Below are 23,836 nucleotides of genomic sequence, written 5' to 3' on the forward strand. Positions count from 1 at the left end.
TGATATAATGAAGTCTCTATTAAAAGGATAAAGGATGGATCGGATATGACGACGAAAAACCTGGCCCAGGTCTGGGCCGAAATGCTTACAGCCCTCTCCGCCAGCATGGAGGGCCGGAGCTGGAAAATCTGGATGGATGCGGCACATCCCCGGACCCTGGAGGGCAATACCCTGTCCCTGGATGTATCCAACCAGTTCACCAAGGATACCCTCCAGGGAAAATACCTGCCCATGATGGAAGAAAGCCTCTCCCAGATCTGCGGCCAGCCCATGGAGATCCAGATCGACGTAGTGGAACCGCCCAAAGAGGAACAGAACCTGTTTCCGGACACCCCTGCCCAGCCGGAAGAACCCCCGGCTCCCGCAGCCTACCAGCCGGAACCCCAGCCAGCGGCCAAACCGGCCCAGGAATTCGATTCCCATCTGTCCCCCAAATACACCTTTGACAATTTCATCCGGGGCAAATCAAATGAAGAAGCCTTCAACTTTTCCATGGGAGTGGCCAACGCACCGGCCAAAAGCTACAACCCCCTGTTCCTGTACAGCGACCCGGGCCTGGGGAAAACCCACCTGATGAACGCCATCGGCAACTATATCCACAAGAAATTCCCCCAGATGAAGATCCTCTACACTTCCAGTGAAACCTTCACCAATGAACTGATCGGCGCCATCCAGCACAACACCAACGAAGCCTTCCGGAACAAATACCGGAACATCGACGTGCTGCTCATCGACGATATCCAGTTCCTGCGGAAAAAAGAATCCACCCAGGAAGAATTCTTCCACACCTTCGAAGCCCTGAAACAGGCGGACAAACAGATCATCATCTCCAGCGACCGGCCTCCCAAGGAACTGGACACCCTGGAAGAGCGGCTCACCAGCCGGTTCATGCAGGGACTGATCATCGAGATCAACCACCCGGATTTCGAAACCCGCAGTGCCATTTTGCGGAGCATGGCGGAAAAGGACCATCTGGAATTCCCTCTGGAAGTGATCCAGCTGATCGCCACCAATGTAAAGACCAACATCCGTGAGCTGGAAGGTGCCTACACCAAGGTCCACGCCTTTGCCAACCTGAACCACCAGCCGGTGACCATGGAACTGGCCCGGAAAGCCCTGAAGGACCTGGATATGGGAAGCACTGTGGACAAGGTGATCACCGTGGAAGCCATCCAGGAACTTGTGGCCGCCCGGTACAAGATCCGGGTGGAAGACCTGAAAGCCAAGAAACGGACCCGCTCCATCGCCTATCCCCGGCAGATCGCCATGTATCTTACCCGGGAACTGACGGACCTGTCCCTGCCCCGGATCGGAGAATGTTTCGGAGGCCGGGACCACACCACAGTCCTCCATGCCTGTGACAAGATCGCTGACGACAAAGCGAAAAATGACAATCTGGAACGGCAGCTGGCCAAACTGGTGGAAGATCTGAAGAAATGATCCCTGAGTTATCCACAACTTGTGGATAATCTTGTGTATAACTTGTTGGTAATTTTGTGGATAACCCGGAAAGTCCCTGAAAAAGTGGATATGTGGATAAGTGAAAACCGGTTATCCACAGAGTTATCCCAATGGTTCCAACAGCCTGGAATGGGGCTGGAGCGACTTTTCCACATACCCACAGGCCCTACTACGAAGACTACGAATTTTTATAATTTCATCGTTTTAGAAACAAGGAGGTACTGCCATGCAGTTTTCATGTGAAAGCAAAGAACTGGCTCAGAGCGTCAATATCGTAAAAAGAGCCATTTCATCCAGCAATAACGCACCGATTTTTTCCGGGATCCATGCCATTCTCCAGGGAAACACCCTTCAGTTGATTGCCATGGACAATACCTACATGATGAACAAGAAAATGGACGTGAACGGACAGGAGGACGGAGAGCTTCTCATCCCCGCCAAAGCCATCGGGGATCTGCTGGCCCGTTTCGATCCGGACGAAGTGCTCACCCTTCAGCAGCTGCCCGGTGAAAAAGAAATGACCCTGAAAGCAGCCAAGGCCAGAGGCCAGTACCACATTCCCCTGATGGACCCGGAAGAATATCCGGCCATGCCCTCTTTTGAAGGGGACCGGGTGCTCCGGCTTTCCGAAGAAGTGATGGGGAAACTGATCTCCACCACGGTGTACGCCTGTTCCACTGATGCCAGCCGGCCGCTGTACACCGGGGTCTACCTGGAAAAATCCGGTCAGCGGCTCACTGCCGTGGGCACCAATACCCACCGTCTGGCCATCAAGGATCTGGAACTGCCGGAGGGGGATGACAGCGAATTTTCCCTGCTGATCCCTGCCCGTCTCCTGAAGGAAATCGGCAGCAATCTGAACGGAGAACTGCCGGAACCGGTGACCCTGACTCTGAAAGAACGGCAGATCATGGCCAAGGTGGGAAATCTCACCATTATTTCAAGCCTGATCGAAGGGAAATTCCCTGATTACAGACGACCTATCCCTCCTTCCTTCAGCAACCGGACGGTTTTCAACCGGGTGGACATGGAAAAGGCCATCCAGCGGGTATCCCTGTTTTCCCAGTCCGACTACAACATTGTCCGGCTGGCCATTGATGCAGACGGGATCGTGCTGTCTTCCGCCGTCAGCGACATGGGCCAGGGGAAGGAAATCATCGCCTGCCAGACCGTGGGGGAATCCCTGCCGCTGAACATCGCTTTCAATTCCCGGTACATGACCGACTTTTTCAAGAACTGCGGCACGGACCGGGTGAGCCTGGAAACCAACGCCTCTCTGTCTCCGGCCCGGCTCATGCCGGAAGGGGATGAAAGCTACACCTACATCCTGACCCCGGTGCGGGTCATCTTCTGATGCGCCTGGAAAACCTGCGGCTGCTCCATTTCCGGAACTACAGCCAGGTGTCCCTTCCTCTTGCACATGATATAACCATCTTTTATGGGGACAACGCCCAGGGGAAAACCAACCTGCTGGAAGGGATCTATACTGCCGCCCGGGGGTTTTCCTTCCGGACCCGTCATGAGGAAGAGCTGCCCAGCTTCGGAGCGGAAGAATGGGCGGCAGAACTCCAGTACCGGGACCGGTACGGGTCCAACCGGCTGCTGGTGAAACGGTATCCGGTCCGGGGCCGGACCAAAAAAGAGAATCTCCTGAACGGGAACCCGGTAAGCCCCCGGGAACAGTACGGCCTGGTGAACCTGGTGCTCTTTACCCCCGATGACCTTCAGCTGGTGAAAGGGGATCCTGCCCTCCGGCGGAAATTCCTGAATATGGAGATCGCCCAGACCAGCCCGGTGTACTATGACCTTCTGACCAAATACAACCGGGTGCTCCAGCAGCGGAACCGGTTCCTGAAACAGTGCCGGGACCGGGAACAGCTGGAGGAAGCCCAGCTGCTGGTGTGGGATGGAGCCCTGGCCCGGCTGGCGGCGGGGATCCTGGACCTGCGGCTCCAGGCCCTGGCGGGGATCGTCCAGGCGGCCCAACAGGTTTATGACGGGATCACCGGCACCCAGGGTGCCCTGACCCTTTCCTATGTGCAGAAGCGCAGCGAAGGGGAGCAGGGGATTACGGAAAACCCCGGGCCGGCAGCCTGGGAAACTTTTTACCGGCAGCAGCTCCAGCTGCGCCACCGGCTGGACTATGTCCGGGGCTACACCAGCCTGGGGCCCCACCGGGACGATCTGGAGATTTTTCATGAGGGAAGGCCTCTCCGGGCCTACGGATCCCAGGGTCAGCAGCGGACCGCCGCGCTGGCCCTGAAACTGTCGGAACTGGAATTCATCCGGTCCGTCCGGGAAGAATATCCGGTGCTGCTTCTGGACGATGTGCTCAGTGAACTGGACCAGCACCGGCGGGAGAAGCTCCTGGGCTTCATCAACGGAACGGTCCAGACCTTCCTGACCGTCAACGACCGTCATCTGGCTCCGGTGGAAGGAGATGTGGCGGCTTACCGGGTGGCAGAGGGAACCCTGGAGGAACAGCCATGAAAGATTCGGAACTTCTCATCCTGAAAGTGCTCCGGACTCCCCGGGCCCGGCAGCAGTTCCTGCTCCACTGGCTGAAAAGCCACTGGCCGGAGATCCTGGGCCACACCGGGGCCAGCCATTCCCAGCCTTACCGGCTGGAAGAGGGAGTCCTGTACGTCCATACGGACAATCCCATGTGGTCCAACCAGTTCCACATGATGCAGGGGAAACTGCTGAATCAGCTGAACCGGCTCCTGGTGCCGGCGCTCCAGGGACGGAAACGGTTGATCCGGGAACTGAAGTTCTACCACGGGGTCATTGAGGAAGAACCCCAGCCCCGACAGGAGGCAAAACCCTTCATGCCCCGGCGGGACGACAGCCGGAAATGTCCTCTGTGCGGAGTACCCCTTATCGGAGATGAGGAAATCTGCTCCGGCTGCCGCCGGAAACAGCAGGAAGAACTGCGCCGGGAAATCCGGAAACAGCTGGATCTGCGGCCCTGGCTCCGGTATGAAGATTGCCGGGAGCTGGTGAAGTGTGATAGAATAACATTTACTGACGTGAAGGCAGTACTGGAGGAATGGGCCCTGAACCGGGCTCTGGACCCCCGTGCCACTGCCGGGGAAAAGGCTTTTGCCGTCATGGTGGAAACAGGCCTCCGGCCGGAAGCCCTTTCGGAGGAAACCATCCGGCAGACCCTGGAAAAAGCCAGAAGGAGACGGACTTATGTACCTGCACGTAGGAAATAATTATGTGGTGCGCTGCGACGAGATCATCGGGATCTTCGACATCCGGAACAAACGGACCAACATCTACCGGTTTTTCCTGAAGCCCAGACTGGGCGGGGACAATGTGGTGGACCTGACCGAGGACTACCCGCCGGCCAGCTGTGTGGTCACCCGGGACAAGATCATCCTGTCGGGAATTTCCAGCAGGACCCTGCGCAAGCGATAAAATCGGGAGGTTTGTATGGCGAAAAAGAAACAGACGATTGAAGAAGAGATTGCCGTCCACGGGGATTACGGGGCGGAACAGATCCAGGTCCTGGAAGGCCTGGAAGCCGTGCGGAAACGTCCCAGCATGTACATCGGCAGCATCAGCGGCCGGGGGCTTCACCATCTGGTGTACGAAGTCATCGACAACAGTATCGACGAAGCCCTGGCAGGCTACTGTGACCATATCCGGGTGATCATCCACCAGGACAACAGCATCACTGTTACGGACAACGGCCGGGGGATCCCGGTGGAAATGCACAAGGTGGGGAAACCGGCCATCGAAGTGGTCATGACGGTCCTCCATGCCGGGGGCAAATTCGGCGACGGCGGCTACAAGGTCTCCGGCGGGCTCCATGGCGTGGGGGTTTCCTGCGTCAACGCCCTGAGCAAGAAGATGGTGGTGGAGGTCAAGAAGAACGGGAAGATCTACGGCATCGAATTTTCCAAAGGCAAGACCACCCGTCCCCTGTATGTGAAGGGAGAATGCCCGGAAAACGAAACCGGCACCAGCGTCACCTTCTGGCCGGATGACACCATTTTCACGGAAACCGTCTACAGCTATGACACCCTGAAGCACCGGATCCGGGAACTGGCTTTCCTGAACAAAGGGGTCAAGATCCAGCTCACCGACGAACGGAGCGGCCAGGATGAGGTGTTCCACTACGAAGGGGGCATCATTTCCTTTGTGGAATTCGTCAACAAAGGGAAGGAACCCCTCCATGCCAAACCCATCTACGTGGAAGGGGAACGGCAGGACACCATTGTGGAAGTGGCCATGCAGTACACCGACGCCTACACGGAAAACATCTACACCTTCGTGAACAACATCAACACGGAGGAAGGGGGCACCCATCTGGCCGGGCTGAAACAGGCCCTGACCCGGTGCATCAACGACTATGCCCGGAAAAACGGCCTCTTGAAGGACAACGAGGACAACCTGTCCGGGGACGATGTCCGGGAAGGGCTCACCTGTGTCATGAGCCTGAAGGTCCGGGAACCCCAGTTCGAAGGCCAGACCAAGACCAAGCTGGGGAACAGCGAAGTCCGGGGCATTGTGGACAATATGGTGACGGAAGCCCTCACCGAATACTTCGAAGAAAACGCGCCGGTGGCCAAGAAAATCGTGGAAAAAGCTATTATGGCCAGCCGGGCCCGGTCTGCCGCCAGAAAAGCAAGGGACCTGACCCGCCGGAAATCGGCTTTGGAAGTGAGCAGCCTGCCTGGGAAGCTGGCGGACTGTTCCAGCAAAAACGCGGAAGAAACGGAAATCTACCTGGTGGAAGGGGATTCCGCAGGGGGCAGCGCCAAACAGGGCCGGGACCGGAACTTCCAGGCCATCCTGCCCCTCCGGGGCAAGATCCTGAACGTGGAAAAGGCCCGTCTGGACAAAATGCTCAACAGCCAGGAAATCCGGGCCATGATCACCGCCTTTGGCTGCGGCATCGGGGAGGAATTCGACATTTCCAAAGCCCGGTACGGGAAAATCATCATCATGACCGATGCGGATGTGGACGGGGCCCATATCCGGACCCTGCTGCTCACTTTCTTCTACCGGTACATGAAGCCCCTCATCATCCACGGGAACGTGTTCATTGCCCAGCCTCCTCTGTACCTGATCCGCACGGGCAAGAAGCACACCTATGCCTACAGCGATGAGGAACTCCAGAAGAAACTGGACGAAGTGGGACGTCAGAACAACCCCTATGTCCAGCGGTACAAAGGCCTGGGGGAAATGAACCCGGAACAGCTGTGGGAAACCACCATGGATCCCAGCAAGCGGACAGTGCTCCAGGTGCAGCTGGAGGATGCGGCCACGGCGGATTCCGTGTTCTCCGTGCTCATGGGGGACAAGGTGGAACCCCGCCGGCAGTTCATCGAGGAAAACGCCGGCAAGGTTACCAACCTGGACTTCTAAGGAGCGTTTCATGACCATGGAAATCCAGCTTCCCCAGGGGAAGCTCCAGTGCAGCCGGACGGGAGGACCGCTCCTGATGGTGGTGGCCGGGGGCCGGCGCCCGGATCCCCAGTGGCTGCAAAAGGCTGCCGCCGGCCTTGTGGTGGCAGCGGCGGACCGGGGCGCGGACCACTGCCGGGCGGCCGGGGTGGTGCCCGGGTTCCTGTACGGGGACCGGGACAGTGCGGCACCGGGAGCCTGGGAGGCATTTGCCCGCCAGGGCGCCCGGGTCAAGACCTACCCGGTGAACAAGGACGATACGGATCTGTCCCTGGTGCTCCAGGATATCCCCGGTGACCGGACGGTGCTGGCCACCGGCATCTGGGGCGGCCGGGCGGACCATCTGTTCGGCAATCTGTATACCCTGCTGGCCTATGCCCGGAGGGGAGGCAGCGCCATCCTGGCCGATGACCAGGAAATGCTGTGCTACCTGCAGCCGGGAGAGGGTCTGCGGTTTACCGCCGGGAGGAAACGGCCCCGGGCAGTGAGCCTGCTGCCTCTTACTCCCTCCTGCCGGGTAAGCATTACCGGGGTCCGCTGGCCCCTGGACAATGCGGAACTGACCCAGGCCAACCCTTATGCCGTCAGCAACAAGATGACGGAGCCGGCCTTGAATGCCTTCTGCCGGGAGGGCATCGCCGGCGTCTATTTCACCTGGAAGGAGTGACCCCATGCTGGAATTCCACTGGCAGGATTTGATTTTCCTTTTGGCAGCCGGCTTCATCGGCTCTTTTGTAGATGCGGCGGTAGGCGGCGGTGGTCTGATCACCCTGCCGGCCTTTATGGCCACCGGCATCCCCACCCCCTTTGCCCTGGGGTCCAACAAACTGGCCTCCTCCATCGGCGCGGTGACCAGTTTCTTTACCTTTGCCCGGTCCGGGAAAGTGGACCGGAAGATCCTGAAGATGATGCCCCTGTCCTTTTTGGGCAGTGCCGCCGGGGCCTGTATTGCCTCCCTGCTGCCGGAACAGCTGCTCCGGTACATTGTGGTGCTGGCCCTGGTGGGAGTGGCTTGCTATACCTATTACCGGAAAAACTGGGACGGGGTCAATGAAATGACCGAAATGACCCGGTCCGTTGCCCTGGGCATCGCCGCCATGGCCTGGTTCCTGGGCATGTACGACGGTTTTTTCGGACCGGGGACAGGTTCGTTCCTGATCTTCGGATTCCTCTATTTCGGCTATAACTTCGTAACCGCTGCCGGGAATACCAAGGCCCTGAACCTGGCCAGCAACCTGGGAGGCCTTGTGGCTTTCCTGATGCTGGGCCGGGTGTATCTGGCCTATGCCCTGCCCATGGGGCTGGTGGAGATCCTGGGCGCCCGGCTGGGAGCGAAGATTGCCATACAAAAAGGTGTGGGCTACATCCGCACCCTGTACCTGGTCATGACCGTCCTGCTGATCGGCAAGCAGGTCTATGACCTTTTCTTGAAATAACCGCGTCAAAAAGACGCAGGAAGGAAGCGTGAGAACGTGGATGATCAGCAGAATGACAAGCAGACCATCTCTGCCGGCAAGGTAATCCCCGTCTATGTGGAAGATGAGATGCAGAAATGCTACATCGACTACGCCATGAGCGTCATCGTCCAGCGGGCCCTGCCGGATGTGCGGGACGGTCTGAAGCCGGTCCACCGCCGCATCCTCTATGCCATGAACGAGGCAGGGATGCTGCCCAACAAGGCTTATAAAAAAAGCGCCCGTATCGTGGGCGATGTTTTGGGGAAATACCATCCCCACGGGGATTTCTCGGTGTATTACGCCATTGTGCGTCTGGCCCAGGATTTCTCCACCCGGTATCTGATGGTGGACGGCCACGGGAACTTCGGTTCCGTGGACGGGGACCCACCGGCCGCCATGCGGTATACGGAAGTCCGGATGGGGAAGATCGCCGTGGAGATGCTCCGGGACATCGAAAAGGATACGGTGGATTTCATCCCCAACTACGATGAATCCCTGAAGGAACCCACGGTGCTGCCTGCCAAGGTGCCGGCTCTCCTGATCAACGGTTCCGCCGGGATCGCCGTGGGCATGGCCACCAACATTCCGCCCCACAACCTGGGAGAAGTGGTGGATGCCTGCGTGATGCTCATCGACAATCCGGATGCCACCATCGACCAGCTGATGACCGCCATCAAAGGGCCGGACTTCCCTACCGGGGCCAAGATCCTGGGCCTGTCCGGGATCCGCCAGGCCTATACCACCGGCCGGGGGGTTGTGAAGGTACGGGCCAAGACCCATGTGGAACCCATGCCCAAGAACAAGAACCGGATCGTGGTGACGGAAATCCCCTACCAGGTGAACAAGGCCAAGCTCATCGAGAACATCGCCCACCTGGTCCAGGACAAGACCCTGGAAGGGATCACCGACCTGCGGGATGAATCGGACCGGAAGGGCATGCGCATCGTCATCGAACTGCGCAGCGATGTAGTCCCGGAGATCATGCTGAACAAGCTGTACAAGCACACCCAGCTCCAGGATTCCTTCGGGATCATCATGCTGGCCCTGGTCAGCGGCCATCCCCGGATCCTGAACCTGAAGCAGATTCTGGAATACTATCTGGATCACCAGAAGGACGTCATTACCCGGAAATGCCGGTATGAACTGAAGAAAGCAAAAGAACGGGCCCACATTTTGGAGGGCTTGAAGATCGCCCTGGACCATCTGGACGAAGTGATCGCCACCATCCGGGCCAGCGCCAATGGGGACGTGGCCAAGGCCGCTTTGATGGAAAAATTCGGCCTCAGCGACCGCCAGGCCCAGGCCATCCTGGATATGCGTCTCCAGCGCCTCACCGGTCTGGAACGGCAGAAGATCGAGGATGAATATAAAGAAGTCATGGCCACCATTGCCTACCTGGAAGACGTGCTCAGCGATGAACACAAGATCATGGGCATTGCCCGGGAAGACCTGCTGGATGTGAAGAAACGGTTCGGGGATGCCCGCCGGACTTCCATTGTGCCGGACACCGGGGATCTGGAAACCGAAGACCTGATCGCCGAAGAAGACGTGGTGATTACCATCAGCCACCAGAGCTACATCAAGCGCCAGGCTCTCACCAACTTCCGGAACCAGAACCGGGGCGGCCGGGGCATCAAAGCCGGCAGCGGCAAGATTGTGAAGGAAGACAACAAGGTGAAGGGAGACTTCTCGGAACATCTGCTCATGGCCAGCACCCATGACAACATCCTGTTCTTCACCAACCGGGGCCGGGTGTACCGGCAGAAGGGATTCGAGATCCCGGAAGCCAGCCGCACCGCCAAGGGGACCTTTATCCGGAACCTGCTGCCTCTGGAAGAGAACGAAAAGGTCAATGCGGTGATTGCCGTAAAGAGCGGCATCAGCGAGGACGAGAAGAAGTTCCTGTTCATGGCCACCAACCTGGGCTTTGTGAAGCGGACCAGCGTCAGCGAATTCAAGTCCGCCCGGAAAGGCGGCCTGATTGCCATCAACCTGGGCGAAGGGGAAGAGCTGATCGACGTGAAGCTCACCAGCGGCCACAATGACATCCTGCTGGCCACCCGGGACGGGTACGCCATCCACTTCCAGGAAGACGACGTACGGTCCATGGGCCGCACCAGCCACGGGGTACGGGGCATCAACCTGCGGCCTCACGACAGCGTGGTCTCCATGGACAGCTGTGTGGACGACACGGGAGAAGTGCTCACGGTAACGGACAAGGGCCAGGGGAAACGGACCAACATTTCTGAATACCGGGTCCAGACCCGGGGCGGCAAGGGGATCATCAACCTGAAGGTGACCAACAAGACCGGCCTGATCGTGGGCTCCAAATTCATCAACGAATCCCAGGAAATCATGCTGATTTCCGCAGCGGGCATCATCATCCGGATGAACGCCGCTGATATTTCCACCTACGGAAGGAATGCCCAGGGCGTAAAGCTCATGGATCTGGAAGCAGGGGATAAAGTAGCCGCACTGGCCGTAGTGAATACGGTGGGTGAGGAAGAGTAAGAAAAAGGGGGGTGTTGCACGTTACGTGCAACACCCCCCTAGCTGTAGAGCCGCGTAGCGGCTCAAGTCTGGAGTCTGAAGTCTGGAGCCGAATGTTAAATTTGCATGCAAATTTTTGAATATGTAGAACCTTTGGACGAAATGATTGCTCAGATTGATTTCGATTCTGGTTTTACATAATCAAAAGGATCCGTCCAGCCAGGCGGATCCTGTCCTGAGGCTTCCGACTTCAGACTCCGGACTTCTGACTGAGGGGCTGTTGCTCATGCAACAGCCCCCTTTTCCTGTGGATATCCTGTGCACAAGTGGATAAGTGGCTCTGGATATTGTGGGGTGAACGGACTTTTGCACTATATCTGGGACTTACCCACAGAGTTATCCACAGGAAATGTGGATAACCTGACCATTTTTGTGGATAAGCCTGTTGATAAGTGGAAAACTTGACGGGATTTCCTCCATGGCTTATCCTGTTAAGAAAGAAAGCGGGACCGCTCCCGCTGAAGGAGGATACCAATGGCAGCACTGAACCAGAAAGCGGAAAGCTTCAAGCGTTTTGTAGAAAAGAAAGATCCCAAGGCCTTTGTGGTGGATCCCATCAAAGACGATCCGTTCCATACGGTGGTGTTCCGGTCCCATCTGGACGTGGAAGGGACTCCCCTCCAGCTGATCGTGGTACTGGATGACAGCGCCTTCGGGGTGATTCGGGTGCTGCTGGCTCCCAAGGCCCTGAAAGAAAGCAACAAAAAAGCCCTGCTGGAAATGCTGAACCAGTACAACAGCACCTACAAGGCTTTCAAATTCTATCTGGACAAGGAAGAATCCCTGATCATGGACACCTGCGTGATCTTCCGGGAACCCCAGGTGGACGGGAACATGATGTACGGCCTGTTCCAGATGATCAGCAAGGAACTGGACGAGAAGTACAAAGAAATCATGAAGACGATCTGGGAATAACAGCTGACAAAAGGGTCTGCTGACTGTTTTTTATACAGTCGGCAGACCCTTTTTCACAAACCGCACAAATTCCTCCATGGCCGGGTTGAAATGGAGGTCTTTGTTCCAGTCCAGGGTAATGAAGGCAGGCTGGAACTGACGGACGGACAGGGCATGGAGGTCCGGTTCCTGCTGGGCGATTTCTTCCGTCAGGAATCCGGCGGCCCCTTCGGACCGGATGTATTCCAGGATGGTGAACACCTGGGTGGTCTGGTGGAGGATCCAGGGATGGACCCCGCTCTGGGCAAACATGCGGCGGATGTAGGCGGTCTGGTCGAAATGGTCGGAAAACAGCACCAGAGGGATATTCCGGAGCTCCAGGAGATCCACCGCCTCTTTTTGGGCCAGGGGATGGTCCTGGCGGACGAACAGCTTCAGATAGCTTTTCCGCAGCAGCAGACAGTGGCTGGGTTCCTCCGGCAGCCGGTTGGTGACGCACAGGGCAAAGTCGATTTCCTGCCGGTCCAGCAGTTCGTAGAGCACCTTGGTGGTCTCTTCCACCGTTTCGATGGTGATCTGGGGGTGGGATTTCAGAAAGGCCCCGTGGATCTGGGGGAAGATGGTGTTTCCCCGCATGGTGGCGATGCCGATCCGGATCAGGGCCTTTCCGGTGCCCAGGGTACGGACCACCTGGCACAGGTTCCGGTAGTGGTTCTGGAACTGCCGGGCGTGTTCCAGGAGGATCCGGCCCCGGCGGGTGATCTGGATGTTGTTCCGGTTCCGCTGGAACAGGGCCACCCCGCATTCCTCCTCCAGTTCCCGGATGGCCTTGGAAATTCCCGGCTGTGAAATATGGCATTTTTCCGCCGCCCGGGAAAAACTCCCGCATTCGCAGACGGCGATGAAATATTCAATCTGAGTAAGTTTCATGATGGGCTCCTTGTTAAAAAACGGTCAGCGGTCAGCTGTCATTTTATTATAACCTGAAGTTTGGGTCAGAGAAAATAAAATATTGTACTTTTTCTGTTTCAATGGATACAATGGGCATACGAAAACAATCTGGAAACAACCTGTCCATGGCTGCTGTGCAGTGGGAAAGAGAGGAAATTATCATGACAATCAGCAAACGCGGTTATGATCTGCTGAATGATCCATTTTTGAACAAGGGAACGGCCTTCACCCGGGAGGAACGGAAAAAGTACGGACTGATCGGTATTCTGCCCCCTCAGGTGGAAACCATCGAACTCCAGGACAAACAGGCCTATGACAACTTCTGCGAACGGCCCAACAAGGCGGTCCAGCGCCATTACCTGATGAAGCTGTTCAGCCGGAACCGGACCCTGTTCTTCCATCTGTTCTCCCACCACCTGGAAAAACTCATGCCGGTGCTCTATGCTCCCGGGGTGGCGGAAAGTGTGAAGCAGTACAGCGAACTGTTCACCACTCCCCAGAACGCCGTGTACCTGTCCATCGACAATATGGACGACATTGAGGAATCCCTGAAGAACGGGGCTTCCGGCCGGGAAATCCAGCTGATTGTGGTCACCGACGGGGAAAGCATCCTGGGCATCGGGGACTGGGGCACCAACGGAGTGAGCATTTCCACCGGGAAGATCCTGGTGTACACCGCGGCCGCCGGCATCGATCCTGCCAAGGTACTGCCGGTGGTGCTGGATGCCGGGACCAACCGTCAGGCCCTGATCGATGATCCTCTGTACCTGGGACTCCATCACGAACGGATCAGCGACGAACGGTACGACGCCTTTGTGGATGCCTTCCTCCAGACCGCGGAAAAGCTCTTTCCTCATCTGTATGTCCATTTCGAGGACTTCGGACGGGAAAATGCCGCCCGTCTCCTGGAACGGTATGAAGACCAGTACGCGGTGTACAACGACGACATCGAAGGCACCGGAGCCGTGACCCTGGCTGCCATCCTGGGGGGCCTGAAAGCCTCCGGGGAAAAGCTTACGGACCAGACCTTCCTGTGCTTCGGGGCCGGTACCTCCGGCATGGGCATTGTCCGGCAGGTCTTTGAAGAAATGAAGCTCCAGGGGCTCAGCGAGGAAGAAGCCCGGAGCCGGTTCTATCTGGTGGACCAGCAGGGACTGCTGTTTGAAGATACGGAAGGGATGACGCCCCAGCAGAAACCCTATGCCCGGAAACGGAGTGAATTCCCGGCAGGAGCCAAACTGGACAATCTGGAAGACGTGGTGAAGGCCATCCATCCCACCATCCTGGTGGGAGCTTCCACCGCCGCCGGAGCCTTTACCAAGGAAATCGTCCAGGAAATGGCCGCCCATACTCCCCGGCCCATTATCTTCCCTTTGAGCAATCCGGCGGACCTGGCGGAAGCCAATGCTGACGACCTGCTCCACTGGACCGACGGAAAAGCCCTGGTGGCCACGGGTACCGCTTCCCGGAAAGTGGTGTATCACGGGACCATTTTTGAAATCGGCCAGGCCAACAACTCCCTGGTGTTCCCGGGGATGGGGCTGGCTGTGGCGGCCTGCCGGGCCCGGAAGGTTTCTCCCGGGATGCTGGCAGCAGCGGCCCATGCCCTTACCGATCTGGTGGACATGAAAAAGCCCGGGGCTTCCGTTCTGCCTCCTGTCCGGGAAATGGGGAATTTCACCAAGATCCTGGCGGAAAAAGTGGTGTGCCAGGCAGTGAAGGAAGGGCTGAACGGGATCCCTGTGGAAGATCCCAAAAAGGCCATCGAAGCCATCCAGTGGAAGGCGGAGTACAAAGAATTGTGAGAAAGGGGCGGAGCCCTTTTCTGTCAGCGGTCAGCGGCCGGATGATAAAATTTGCAAGCAAATTTTTGTGAATGGAAACGCAGCCTGCGGCTGCTAACCCACCACCCATACTGCGTATGGATACCCCCGCCCTTGTAAAGGGCGGATATACGCTCGGGCTGACGCCCATTGCTTTTCAGTATCAGGGTGCCCGCCCGCGTATTTGATATCCGCTTCGTAATCGGAATTAGTGAGGTTTGGCCGGAAGTAACAGGGTGCCCGCCCGCATATTTGTTATCCGCCCTTTACAAGGGCGGGGAACCAGCCGTTAGGCTGGTGGTGGGTTAGCAGCGTTAGCTGCGTTTCCATAAAGAAGCATCTGCCTTTGGCAGATGGTCTCCATTGGTGTATGACTAATGACGTAAGAGTGGCTGTTGCGCTGCAACAGCCTTTTTTCGTATGTAAAAATAAAATTATAAAATACAATTCTAATATATATGAACAGTACAACGAAAACTGTGAAGAAAGTTATAAAAATTAATATAAAACAACAAACAAAACGATTAAAATAGAGAAATTGTAATAAATTTATTGCGCCAATCCGTGTTACACCGTATAATATCCTCAACTTGCAGAATGGTAGGTCTTGCAGGAAATATTTGGGAAATGAAGGTGTGCAGCATGGTGGGATGGAAGAAGAAATTTGGTGTACTGACCCTGGCTTCCCTGATGGCAGTGAGCCTTATGGGCTGCGGCAAGGGTGGCAGTGCCAAAAGTGATGAGATCCGGATCGGGGCCCTGTTCGAACTGACCGGGGCTGTGGCCAACTATGGAAAATCCAGTCTCAATGGAGCCCAGATGGCCGTGGATGAAATCAACGGCAAGGGGGGCATCAACGGGAAAAAAATCAGACTGGTTTCCGCCGACAACAAATCGGAACCTTCGGAAGCCGGGAACCAGGCCACCAAGCTGATCACCAAGGACAAGGTGGCAGTGATCGTGGGGCCCTGCACCAGCGGCAGCACGGCAGCGGCTTCGCCTGTGGTCAGCGGCAGCAAGGTGCCCCTGATTTCCCCTTCTGCCACCGCCCCTGGGATCACCGTGGACGACAAGGGAAAGGTCCGGCCCTATATTTTCCGGGTCTGCTTTACCGATCCCTTCCAGGGAAAAATCCTGGCCACTTTTGCGGTGGATGAACTGAAACTGAAGAAAATCGCCATCTACAACGATTCCTCCAGCGACTATTCCAAAGGCCTGGCAGAGGTGTTTGCCAAGACCCTGGAAAGCAAGGGCGGGGAAGTGGTGGCCCAGGAAGCCTTCCTGGCCAAGGACCAGGACTTCAAGGCCACCCTGACCAAACTGAAGGCGGCCAATCCGGAAGCCCTGTATGTGCCGGCCTATTACGAAGAAGTGTCCAAAATCGTCAAACAGGCCCGGGAGGTGGGCATTACCTGTCCCATCCTGGGCAGTGACGGCTGGGATTCTCCCAAACTGGTGGAAATCGCCGGGGCCGATGCCTTGAACGGTACCTACTACAGCAGCTTCTATTCCTCCCAGGATACGGATCCCCATGTCCAGCAGTTCATCAAGGACTATCGGAAAAAATACAATGCAGAACCGGACGGCTTTGCCATCAACGGCTATAACTGCATCCTGGTGGCGGCGGAAGCCATCAAACAGGCAGGCAGCACCGACGGCACCAAGATCGCCAAAGCCCTGGAAGGTCTGAAAGATTTCCAGATGGCTACCGGGAAGATGACCGTGGATTCGGAACACAATCCCATTGTCAGCTGCGTGATCATCCGGATGAAGGACGGGCAGCCCCTGTTCTATAAGAAAATCAGTGCCTGAGGGGACAAATTGTCACGGCTTCCTTTGTTTTCAGAAAATGTCCTTTAAATAAATACAAAAATCCATCCAAAACGAACTAGTTCAAAAATGTACATAAAACAACTGTATATTTTTAAAAATCGTAATATGTTTTGTAAAAAAGAATGTTGCAAAAATGTGAATTAGTGCGTATAATAACTATAGCTTGCAAGGCCGACCGGTCATTTTATACGGGTCCCCGGCAAGAAATACCAGGAAAGCAAAGGTGTTGTTGATGAAAGCATGGAAAAAAGCGGTCGGCGCGCTGGCGATGACAACTCTCGTGGCGTCTATGTTTACCGGCTGCGGCAAGAAAGATGCAGCGAAAGACAATGGCAATGAAATCAAGATCGGTGCTTTGTTCGAACTGACGGGGAACGTAGCCAACTACGGCAAATCCACCTACAAAGGGGTACAGCTGGCGGTGGAACAGATCAATGCCAAAGGCGGCATCAACGGCAAGAAAATCAAGCTGGTGGAAGCGGACAACAAGTCCGAGCCTTCCGAATCCGGGAACGCAGCCACCAAGCTGATCACCAAGGATAAGGTTTCGGTTATCATCGGGCCGGCCACCAGCGGCTGCGTATCTGCCGCCACGCCGGTAGTGACCAACAGCAAGGTGCCTCTGATGGCTCCTGTGGCCACGGCTCCCGGGATCACCGTGGATGAAAAAGGCAAGGTACGGCCCTTCATCTTCCGTGCCTGCTTCACGGATCCCTTCCAGGGCAAACTGATGGCCAAGTTCGCCGTAGATACCCTGAAACTGAAGAACGTTGCGATTTTCTATGATTCTTCCAGTGACTACTCCAAAGGTCTGACGGATGTGTTCGGCAAGACCCTGGAAGAAAAAGGCGGCAAGGTGGTAGGCAAGGAAGCCTTCCTGGCCAAGGACCAGGACTTCAAGTCCGCACTGACCAAACTGAAAGCCACCAATCCGGAAGCTCTGTATGTGCCCGGGTACTACGAAGAAGTCTCCAAGATCATCAAACAGGCCCGTGAAGTTGGGCTGACCTGCCCGATCCTGGGCAGCGACGGCTGGGATTCTCCCAAACTGGCCCAGATCGCCGGTGCAGAAGCCCTGAACGGCACCTACTTCACCAGCGCTTATTCTGCCCAGGACAAGGATCCTCATGTCCAGCAGTTCATCAAGGACTACAAAGCCAAATTCAACGAAGAACCGGATACCTTCGCCATCCATGCTTACGATGGGACCCTGGCTGTGGCGGAAGCCATCAAACAGGCCGGCTCCACCGACGGCACCAAGATTGCTGATGCCCTGAGCAAGATCAAGGATCTGCAGGTTGCCACCGGCAAATACACCCTGGACCAGGATCACAACCCTGTTTCCGGCGGGATCATCATCGAAATGAAAGACGGCGTACAGACCTTCAAACAAAAGATTACGCTGTAAGAAACCATTACCATACGGCGTCGGATCGGTCTCCGGTCTGACGCCAAACTTTTTCACAAGGAGGGGTGCTTATGGATACCGGATCCTTTGCCCATCAGTTCGCCCAACAGATCGTCAATGGGGTATCCCTGGGCAGCATCTATGCCCTGATCGCTCTGGGCTACACCATGATCTACGGGATCATCAAACTCATCAACTTCGCCCACGGGGATATTTACATGCTGGGCGCCTATATCGGCTTTGTGGCCATTACCAAAGCCGGACTGCCGTTCTTTCCGGCCCTGATCGTGGCCATGATCGGGGCGGCCCTGGCCGGGATCCTCATTGAACGGATCGCCTACAAGCCCATGCGGAACGCGCCCCGGATTGCGGCTCTGATCACCGCCATCGGCGTTTCCTTCTTTCTGGAAAACGGCATGATCCTGCTGGTTTCTCCCCAGCCCCGGACCTTCCCGCCGATGTTCGCTCCCACGGTGTACCATATCGGGGGCGTGGTGGTGAACAACCAGCAGATCCTGATCCTGGTCAGCGCCCTGCTGCTGATGCTGGCCCTGACCTACATCGTCAACAAGACCAAGGCCGGGAAAGCCATGCGGGCGGTAAGCTATGATGCGGATGCTGCCAAGCTCATGGGCATCGACACCGACCGGGTGATTTCCACCACCTTTGCCCTGGGGTCCGCTCTGGCAGCGGCTGCCGGTGTGCTGGTGGGAATCTACTACAACTCCATTGATCCCCTCATGGGCATGATGCCCGGGATCAAAGCCTTTATCGCCGCCGTTGTGGGCGGCATCGGGATCCTGCCCGGTGCCATGCTGGGGGGCATCATCATGGGCCTGGTGGAAGCCATGGTCTCCGGCTTCTTTTCTTCCACCTATCGGGATGCGGCGGCCTTTGCCATCCTGATTCTGATCCTGCTCTACAAGCCGACCGGTCTGTTGGGCAAGAACGTGAAAGAGAAAGTGTAGGTGAATGCCATGAAGAGTTTACGTCAATCCCTCCACAAACAGGACCTGCTGGGTCTGGGAATCATGGTGATCCTCTTTGTTGTGTTCTACTTCCTCTTTGACGAAGAGATCCTGGATGATTACTGGGAAACCAACGTGATCCTGATCCTGATCAACATCATCATGGCTGTGAGCCTGAACCTGATCAACGGCCTTACCGGCCAGTTCTCCATCGGCCATGCAGGCTTTATGGCGGTAGGGGCCTATACCTCCGCCATCATCACCGTGAAGCTGGGGATGGATTTCCCCATTGCTCTCATTGTGGCCACCGTGTCCGCCGCCTTCCTGGGCTTCCTGATCGGCATGCCCACCCTGCGGCTCAACGGGGACTATCTGGCCATTGCCACCCTGGGCCTGGGGGAAATCATCCGGATCGCCATCCTGAACATCGACTATGTGGGCGGGGCCTCCGGCTTTATGGGGATCCCCCGGCTGACCACTTTCCCCATTGCCTTCTGGATCACGGTGTTCGTGGTCTATTTCATCAAGAACTTCAAGAATTCCGCTGACGGCCGGGCCTGCCTGGCCATCCGGGAAAATGAGATCGCCGCGGAAACCATGGGCATCAACACCACCAAGTACAAGGTGATGGCCTTCACCATCGGCGCCGGGTTTGCCGGTACCGCGGGTGCCCTGTTCTCCCATTACTACTACATCGCCCATCCTGCATCCTTCACCTTCATGCGTTCCTTTGACGTACTGACTATGGTGGTGCTGGGAGGTCTGGGCTCCATCAGTGGGTCCATTTCCGGGGCTGTGCTGCTGACGGCCATTTCTGCCGCCCTGGCAGATTATCCGGAATGGCGGATGGTGATCTACTCCATCGTCCTGATCGTCCTGATGCTGAACCGGCCTCAGGGAATCTTCGGCAACAAGGAACTGAGCCTGAAAATGTTCCAATCTATGAAACTGGGAGGTGGGTCTCGTGGCGGAACTGCTCAAAGTGAATAACGCGTCCATGATCTTTGGGGGCCTCCGGGCTGTATCCAACCTGACCATGCAGATCGACGAAGGAGAACTGATCGGTCTCATCGGCCCCAACGGCGCCGGGAAAACCACGGCCTTCAACATGCTCACCGGGGTGTATGAACCCTCTGAAGGGGAAATCACCTTCAACGGTCAGCGGATCAACGGAAAGAAACCCTACCAGGTGACCCAGATGGGGATCGCCCGGACCTTCCAGAACATCCGGCTGTTCTCAGAACTATCGGTGCTGGACAATGTAAAAATCGCCTTCAACAGCCAGGTCCGGTACGGTCTGGTGGAAGCCATCGGCCGGTTCGGCCGGTATTTCAAAGAAGAGGAATCCATCGAGGAAAAGGCCCTGGCCCTGCTGAAAATCTTCCACCTGGAAAAGCTCCGGGACGAAACCGCCAAGAACCTGCCCTATGGGGAACAGCGGCGGCTGGAAATTGCCCGGGCCCTGGCTACCTCTCCCAAACTGCTGCTGCTGGACGAACCGGCAGCGGGTATGAATCCCCAGGAAACCAAGGAACTGATGGAAATGATCCGGTGGATCAAAAAGGAATTCAACCTGAGCATCCTCCTGATCGAACACGACATGGGCCTGGTCATGAACGTGTGCCAGCGGATCTATGTGCTGGAATACGGCATCTGCATTGCCAACGGCACCCCTGAGGAAATCAAGCACAACAAACGGGTCATCAAGGCCTATCTGGGCGAGGAGGTATCCTGATGCTCACCATCAAAAATCTGAATGTCTACTACGGGGCCATCCACGCCGTGAAGGATCTGAACATGGAAGTGGGGGATGGGGAAATCGTCACCCTGATCGGTTCCAACGGGGCCGGGAAATCCACCACCCTTCATACCATTTCCGGACTGATCAAACCCAAAACCGGCAGCATCCTCTATAAAGGGGAAGAAATCGTGGGAATCCCTGCCCACAAACTGGTGGGACGGGGGCTGGTCCAGGTGCCGGAAGGCCGTCACGTGTTTGCGGAAATGACGGTTATGGAAAACCTGGACATGGGGGCCTATCTTCGGACCGACAAAGACGGCATTGCCCGGGACAAAGAGAGAGTCTTTGAAAAATTCCCCCGTCTGAAGGAACGGGTCAGCCAGACCGCCGGCACCCTGTCCGGCGGGGAACAGCAGATGCTGGCCATGGGCCGGGCTCTTATGAGCCGTCCCCAGCTGCTGATCCTGGACGAACCTTCCATGGGGCTGGCGCCCCTTCTGGTGCGGGAAATCTTCTCCATCATCAAGGAAATCAACAGTGAAGGCACCACGGTCCTCCTGGTGGAACAGAACGCCAACATGGCCCTGTCCATTGCAGACCGGGCCTATGTACTGGAAACCGGGCGGGTGGTCCTGTCCGGGACGGCCGCCGAACTGGCAGCCAGTGAAGCCGTGCAGAAAGCCTATCTGGGCGGCTGACAAGGAGGCAGAACCATGCAAGTGAAAGATCTGATGACCAAAGTTGTAAAAGTAGTCACCGGGGAACAGTCCCTGCTGGAAATTCGGGAACTGATGCTGAACAACAACCTGCGCCGGATCCCGGTGGTGGACGGAGACGGCCACCTGAAGGGCATTGTCACCGACGGGGATGTGGCCCGGGCCACGCCTTCCGACGCCAGTACCCTGGACCGGTATGAAGCCAACTACATCCTGGGCAAACTGAAAGCCAAGGACCTGATGACCAAGGCGGTGATCACCGTCAAGGCGGAAGACGGGGTGGAAACCGCCGCCTATCTCATGTACAAATTCAAAATCGGAGCCCTGCCGGTGGTGGATACCGCCAACAAAGTGGTGGGGATCATTTCCGATACGGATGTGTTCAAGGCCTTTGTGGACCTGTTGGGCTATGCCAAGACGTCCACCAAGATCACTGTGGATACCCAGGACCGGGTAGGGGTGCTGGCCGAGCTGGCAGACATCTTCAAGAAACGGGGCGTAAACATCATTTCCGTCCTGACCCGGAAGATCGGACCCAAACGGGCTGCCATTACCGTACGGGCTGATCTGACAAACGCCATGGACATCATCCAGACCATCCGGGATGCCGGGTTCGTGATCACCGACATTTCCACCCTGAAAGTAGATGATGCCCATGAAAACTGACACGGATTACAAAGTGGGGGACATTGTCCGGATGAAAAAAGCCCATCCCTGCGGATCCTATGAATGGGACGTGCTCCGGGTGGGCATGGACTTCGGCATTAAATGCCGGGGCTGCGGCCATTATGTGCTGCTGCCCAGGGCCAAGTTCGAAAAGGCCGTGCGGGAAGTCCTGGTGCATAAGGAAGATTGAAAAAAGGGGCTGTTTCACAGCCCCTTTTTTCATGTTATAATGGGGGGCAAAGCAGAAAATTTCCGGAGGTGTCAGTTATGAAAAAGTGGTTGGGAGCCTGTGTGACGGGCCTGCTCCTGACGGTCCTTCCCCTGCCGGCCCTGGCCGTCCACTGGATGACCCTGGGGGGCAGCGAAGAGGGCCGGATCTTTATGGACCGGGACAGCCTGAAACGGCCGGAGGACACCTCCCTGCTGGTCTGGGAGAAAGTTCTCTGGGATCAGCCCGATGCCAAAGGAATGACTGGCGAACTCCGGCACCGGGAATACGACATGAAGGGGAAAAAGTGGCGGCAGTTGAGCAGCTATCAGCTGGATGCCAAAGGGAGAAAGACTGCCGGGAACCGGAAAATCCAGGAATGGCAGGAATTCCAGCCCATGACCAGTCTCTTTACCCGGGCCCGGTACGAATGGGATTATTCCCGGTGGCGGGGACCCTGGGTGTTCATTAAGACCCTCCCTGGTCTGGGCCGGAAATGGTTCAATCCGGATTCCCTGGAAAAAAAAGGCCCCAACACCTATCAGGTGTGGGAAAAGACCGTCATGAAAAAGCCGGTGAACGGCACCAAGATCCTGGTGTCCCAGACTCGGTATGATGTAAAGAACGAAAAGGCGAAGACCCTGTATCTGTGTACCTTTGACGAAGAGAACAACATGACCGATCACTATGCGGTGAACGATGTGTGGAACAAAAAAGGCGACACCTACGGAGAATATATCGGGGACCAGCTGGCCACCTATTATGCAAAGCATCCCCAGAAAAAGCAGAGGAGCAAATCATGAAAACCTGTCCCAAATGTCATAAAATCTATGAGGATTCCCAGAATTTCTGTTCGGAAGACGGCACCCCCCTGGTGCTGACTCCGGTGAGCCAGGCCATGCGGGGGGACGGCGCCCAGCCGGAACAGCCGGCAGTACCGGCGGAACCGGCTCCTGATCAGAAGGGACAGGGGACGGCCGGGGAAACCCAGGGCCAACAGACCTGGCAGCAGCAGAGCCAGGGGAACTGGCAGCAGGGGTACCAGCAACAGCAGTACCAGCAGTACGGTCCCAACGGGAACCCCAGCTTCAGCGCCCGGTTCCAGGCCAACATCCCCGATGCCAACACCTGGAAACCCATGTACTTCTCCTTCAACGGGCGGATGAGCCGGGGAACCTATATCTGCCGGTGGCTGGTGCTGCTGCTGGCAGCGGTGATCATCGGCCTTATCTGCGGCATCCTTCCTTTCCTGGCTCCTTTGGGCTATCTGGCACTTCTGGGGCTTTTTGTATCCCAAATTTCCCTGGCGGTCCGGCGGCTCCACGACCGGGGCCATTCCGGCTTCTGGATGTTTGTTTGTGTGGTGCCCGCCCTGAACCTGCTCATGTTCCTGTACCTGCTTTTTGCAGAAAGCCAGCCGGGTCAGAATGAATATGGACTGGCAGAATAAAAAAGTTGTTGACAGCTGTCTCTGTTTTTGATATTATATACAAGCTTTCTCTTTGAGAAGGCAACAACCGACTGGGTTTCCAACAACGAAATGTTTCAACTGAAACATTGAAAGAAAAAAGTTGTTGACAAAGAAACGAAAGTCTGGTATTATATAGAAGCTGTCGCTGAGACAGCGAGACGAACTTTGAGAACTGAATATTGTTGACAGATGTGCGGGTCAAGTCACTTTTAGTGATGAGATCGAGTCACCTGGATGACAACCAGGTTAAAAAATCAAAGCTAGTTTTTCG

General features: G+C 56.4%; 22 protein-coding genes. 21 read left to right on the forward strand and 1 reads right to left on the reverse strand.

Translation table 11 applies throughout. The features are described from left to right. Positions 1 to 45 precede the first annotated feature (45 nt). The 10 genes from dnaA (at position 46) to ACZOF8_RS06505 (ending at position 11,801) form a co-directional block, all read left to right on the forward strand. On the forward strand, positions 46 to 1,440 hold the full coding sequence (gene dnaA / locus ACZOF8_RS06460; protein WP_487426695.1) for a chromosomal replication initiator protein DnaA: 1,395 nt from the start codon (positions 46 to 48) through the stop codon (positions 1,438 to 1,440). A gap of 247 nt (positions 1,441 to 1,687) precedes the next feature. After that, positions 1,688 to 2,815 carry a DNA polymerase III subunit beta gene (gene dnaN / locus ACZOF8_RS06465; RefSeq protein ID WP_154488000.1) on the forward strand — a complete coding sequence of 376 codons (1,128 nt, stop codon included), beginning with the start codon at positions 1,688 to 1,690 and terminating at the stop codon, positions 2,813 to 2,815. Beyond that, complete coding sequence (recF, locus tag ACZOF8_RS06470; protein WP_154488001.1) at positions 2,815 to 3,951, forward strand: DNA replication/repair protein RecF; 1,137 nt, start codon at positions 2,815 to 2,817, stop codon at positions 3,949 to 3,951. Before dnaN ends, recF begins: the two co-directional genes overlap by 1 nt. After that, the gene (locus ACZOF8_RS06475; protein WP_022488055.1) at positions 3,948 to 4,679 is read left to right on the forward strand and encodes a DciA family protein; all 732 of its coding nucleotides are present in this window, start codon (positions 3,948 to 3,950) and stop codon (positions 4,677 to 4,679) included. The genes recF and ACZOF8_RS06475 overlap by 4 nt, the downstream gene beginning before the upstream one ends. After that, positions 4,657 to 4,884 carry an extracellular matrix regulator RemB gene (gene remB, locus ACZOF8_RS06480; protein ID WP_022488056.1) on the forward strand — a complete coding sequence of 76 codons (228 nt, stop codon included), beginning with the start codon at positions 4,657 to 4,659 and terminating at the stop codon, positions 4,882 to 4,884. Before ACZOF8_RS06475 ends, remB begins: the two co-directional genes overlap by 23 nt. A gap of 15 nt (positions 4,885 to 4,899) precedes the next feature. Then, positions 4,900 to 6,840, forward strand: coding sequence for a DNA topoisomerase (ATP-hydrolyzing) subunit B (gene gyrB / locus ACZOF8_RS06485; protein WP_154488002.1), 1,941 nt, complete (start codon positions 4,900 to 4,902; stop codon positions 6,838 to 6,840). Between the two features lie 10 nt (positions 6,841 to 6,850). Continuing rightward, positions 6,851 to 7,546, forward strand: a complete 696-nt coding sequence (locus ACZOF8_RS06490) for a thiamine diphosphokinase (protein ID WP_229778446.1) — start codon at positions 6,851 to 6,853, stop codon at positions 7,544 to 7,546. 4 nt (positions 7,547 to 7,550) lie between these two features. Further along, the gene (locus ACZOF8_RS06495; protein WP_022488059.1) at positions 7,551 to 8,315 is read left to right on the forward strand and encodes a sulfite exporter TauE/SafE family protein; all 765 of its coding nucleotides are present in this window, start codon (positions 7,551 to 7,553) and stop codon (positions 8,313 to 8,315) included. 36 nt (positions 8,316 to 8,351) lie between these two features. Continuing rightward, entirely contained in the window at positions 8,352 to 10,847 is a 2,496-nt protein-coding gene (gyrA, locus tag ACZOF8_RS06500; RefSeq protein WP_487426696.1) for a DNA gyrase subunit A, read from the forward strand. Between the two features lie 513 nt (positions 10,848 to 11,360). Next, positions 11,361 to 11,801, forward strand: a complete 441-nt coding sequence (locus ACZOF8_RS06505) for a type III secretion system chaperone family protein (protein ID WP_022486825.1) — start codon at positions 11,361 to 11,363, stop codon at positions 11,799 to 11,801. 30 nt (positions 11,802 to 11,831) lie between these two features. On the opposite strand, the gene ACZOF8_RS06510 is transcribed toward ACZOF8_RS06505, so the two are convergent. Continuing rightward, positions 11,832 to 12,710 (reverse strand): LysR family transcriptional regulator, encoded by an 879-nt coding sequence (locus ACZOF8_RS06510; protein WP_022486826.1) that lies wholly within the window; start codon positions 12,708 to 12,710, stop codon positions 11,832 to 11,834. Between the two features lie 182 nt (positions 12,711 to 12,892). Here ACZOF8_RS06510 and maeA point away from each other — a divergent pair, with 182 nt between their 5' ends. The 11 genes from maeA to ACZOF8_RS06565 all read left to right on the forward strand — a co-directional run bounded on the left by maeA (position 12,893) and on the right by ACZOF8_RS06565 (position 23,544). Next, positions 12,893 to 14,536, forward strand: a complete 1,644-nt coding sequence (gene maeA / locus ACZOF8_RS06515; RefSeq protein ID WP_154488003.1) for an NAD-dependent malic enzyme — start codon at positions 12,893 to 12,895, stop codon at positions 14,534 to 14,536. A 645-nt stretch (positions 14,537 to 15,181) separates the two neighbouring features. After that, on the forward strand, positions 15,182 to 16,366 hold the full coding sequence (locus ACZOF8_RS06520) for an ABC transporter substrate-binding protein (RefSeq protein ID WP_229778447.1): 1,185 nt from the start codon (positions 15,182 to 15,184) through the stop codon (positions 16,364 to 16,366). 253 nt (positions 16,367 to 16,619) lie between these two features. Further along, the gene (locus ACZOF8_RS06525) at positions 16,620 to 17,795 is read left to right on the forward strand and encodes an ABC transporter substrate-binding protein (RefSeq protein ID WP_022486828.1); all 1,176 of its coding nucleotides are present in this window, start codon (positions 16,620 to 16,622) and stop codon (positions 17,793 to 17,795) included. Between the two features lie 71 nt (positions 17,796 to 17,866). Continuing rightward, on the forward strand, positions 17,867 to 18,763 hold the full coding sequence (locus ACZOF8_RS06530) for a branched-chain amino acid ABC transporter permease (protein WP_022486829.1): 897 nt from the start codon (positions 17,867 to 17,869) through the stop codon (positions 18,761 to 18,763). Between the two features lie 9 nt (positions 18,764 to 18,772). Further along, on the forward strand, positions 18,773 to 19,753 hold the full coding sequence (locus ACZOF8_RS06535) for a branched-chain amino acid ABC transporter permease (RefSeq protein ID WP_022486830.1): 981 nt from the start codon (positions 18,773 to 18,775) through the stop codon (positions 19,751 to 19,753). Continuing rightward, the gene (locus tag ACZOF8_RS06540) at positions 19,728 to 20,498 is read left to right on the forward strand and encodes an ABC transporter ATP-binding protein (protein ID WP_022486831.1); all 771 of its coding nucleotides are present in this window, start codon (positions 19,728 to 19,730) and stop codon (positions 20,496 to 20,498) included. Before ACZOF8_RS06535 ends, ACZOF8_RS06540 begins: the two co-directional genes overlap by 26 nt. Then, on the forward strand, positions 20,498 to 21,202 hold the full coding sequence (locus ACZOF8_RS06545; protein WP_022486832.1) for an ABC transporter ATP-binding protein: 705 nt from the start codon (positions 20,498 to 20,500) through the stop codon (positions 21,200 to 21,202). Before ACZOF8_RS06540 ends, ACZOF8_RS06545 begins: the two co-directional genes overlap by 1 nt. A 15-nt stretch (positions 21,203 to 21,217) precedes the next feature. Then, positions 21,218 to 21,886, forward strand: coding sequence for a CBS and ACT domain-containing protein (locus tag ACZOF8_RS06550; protein ID WP_154488005.1), 669 nt, complete (start codon positions 21,218 to 21,220; stop codon positions 21,884 to 21,886). Continuing rightward, on the forward strand, positions 21,876 to 22,076 hold the full coding sequence (locus ACZOF8_RS06555; protein WP_022486834.1) for a DUF951 domain-containing protein: 201 nt from the start codon (positions 21,876 to 21,878) through the stop codon (positions 22,074 to 22,076). Before ACZOF8_RS06550 ends, ACZOF8_RS06555 begins: the two co-directional genes overlap by 11 nt. Positions 22,077 to 22,153: 77 nt before the next feature. Then, positions 22,154 to 22,897, forward strand: a complete 744-nt coding sequence (locus ACZOF8_RS06560) for a hypothetical protein (protein WP_022486835.1) — start codon at positions 22,154 to 22,156, stop codon at positions 22,895 to 22,897. Then, entirely contained in the window at positions 22,894 to 23,544 is a 651-nt protein-coding gene (locus ACZOF8_RS06565) for a DUF805 domain-containing protein (RefSeq protein ID WP_022486836.1), read from the forward strand. Before ACZOF8_RS06560 ends, ACZOF8_RS06565 begins: the two co-directional genes overlap by 4 nt. Positions 23,545 to 23,836 lie beyond the last annotated feature (292 nt).

The sequence above is a fragment of the Acidaminococcus sp. genome (assembly GCF_057597765.1).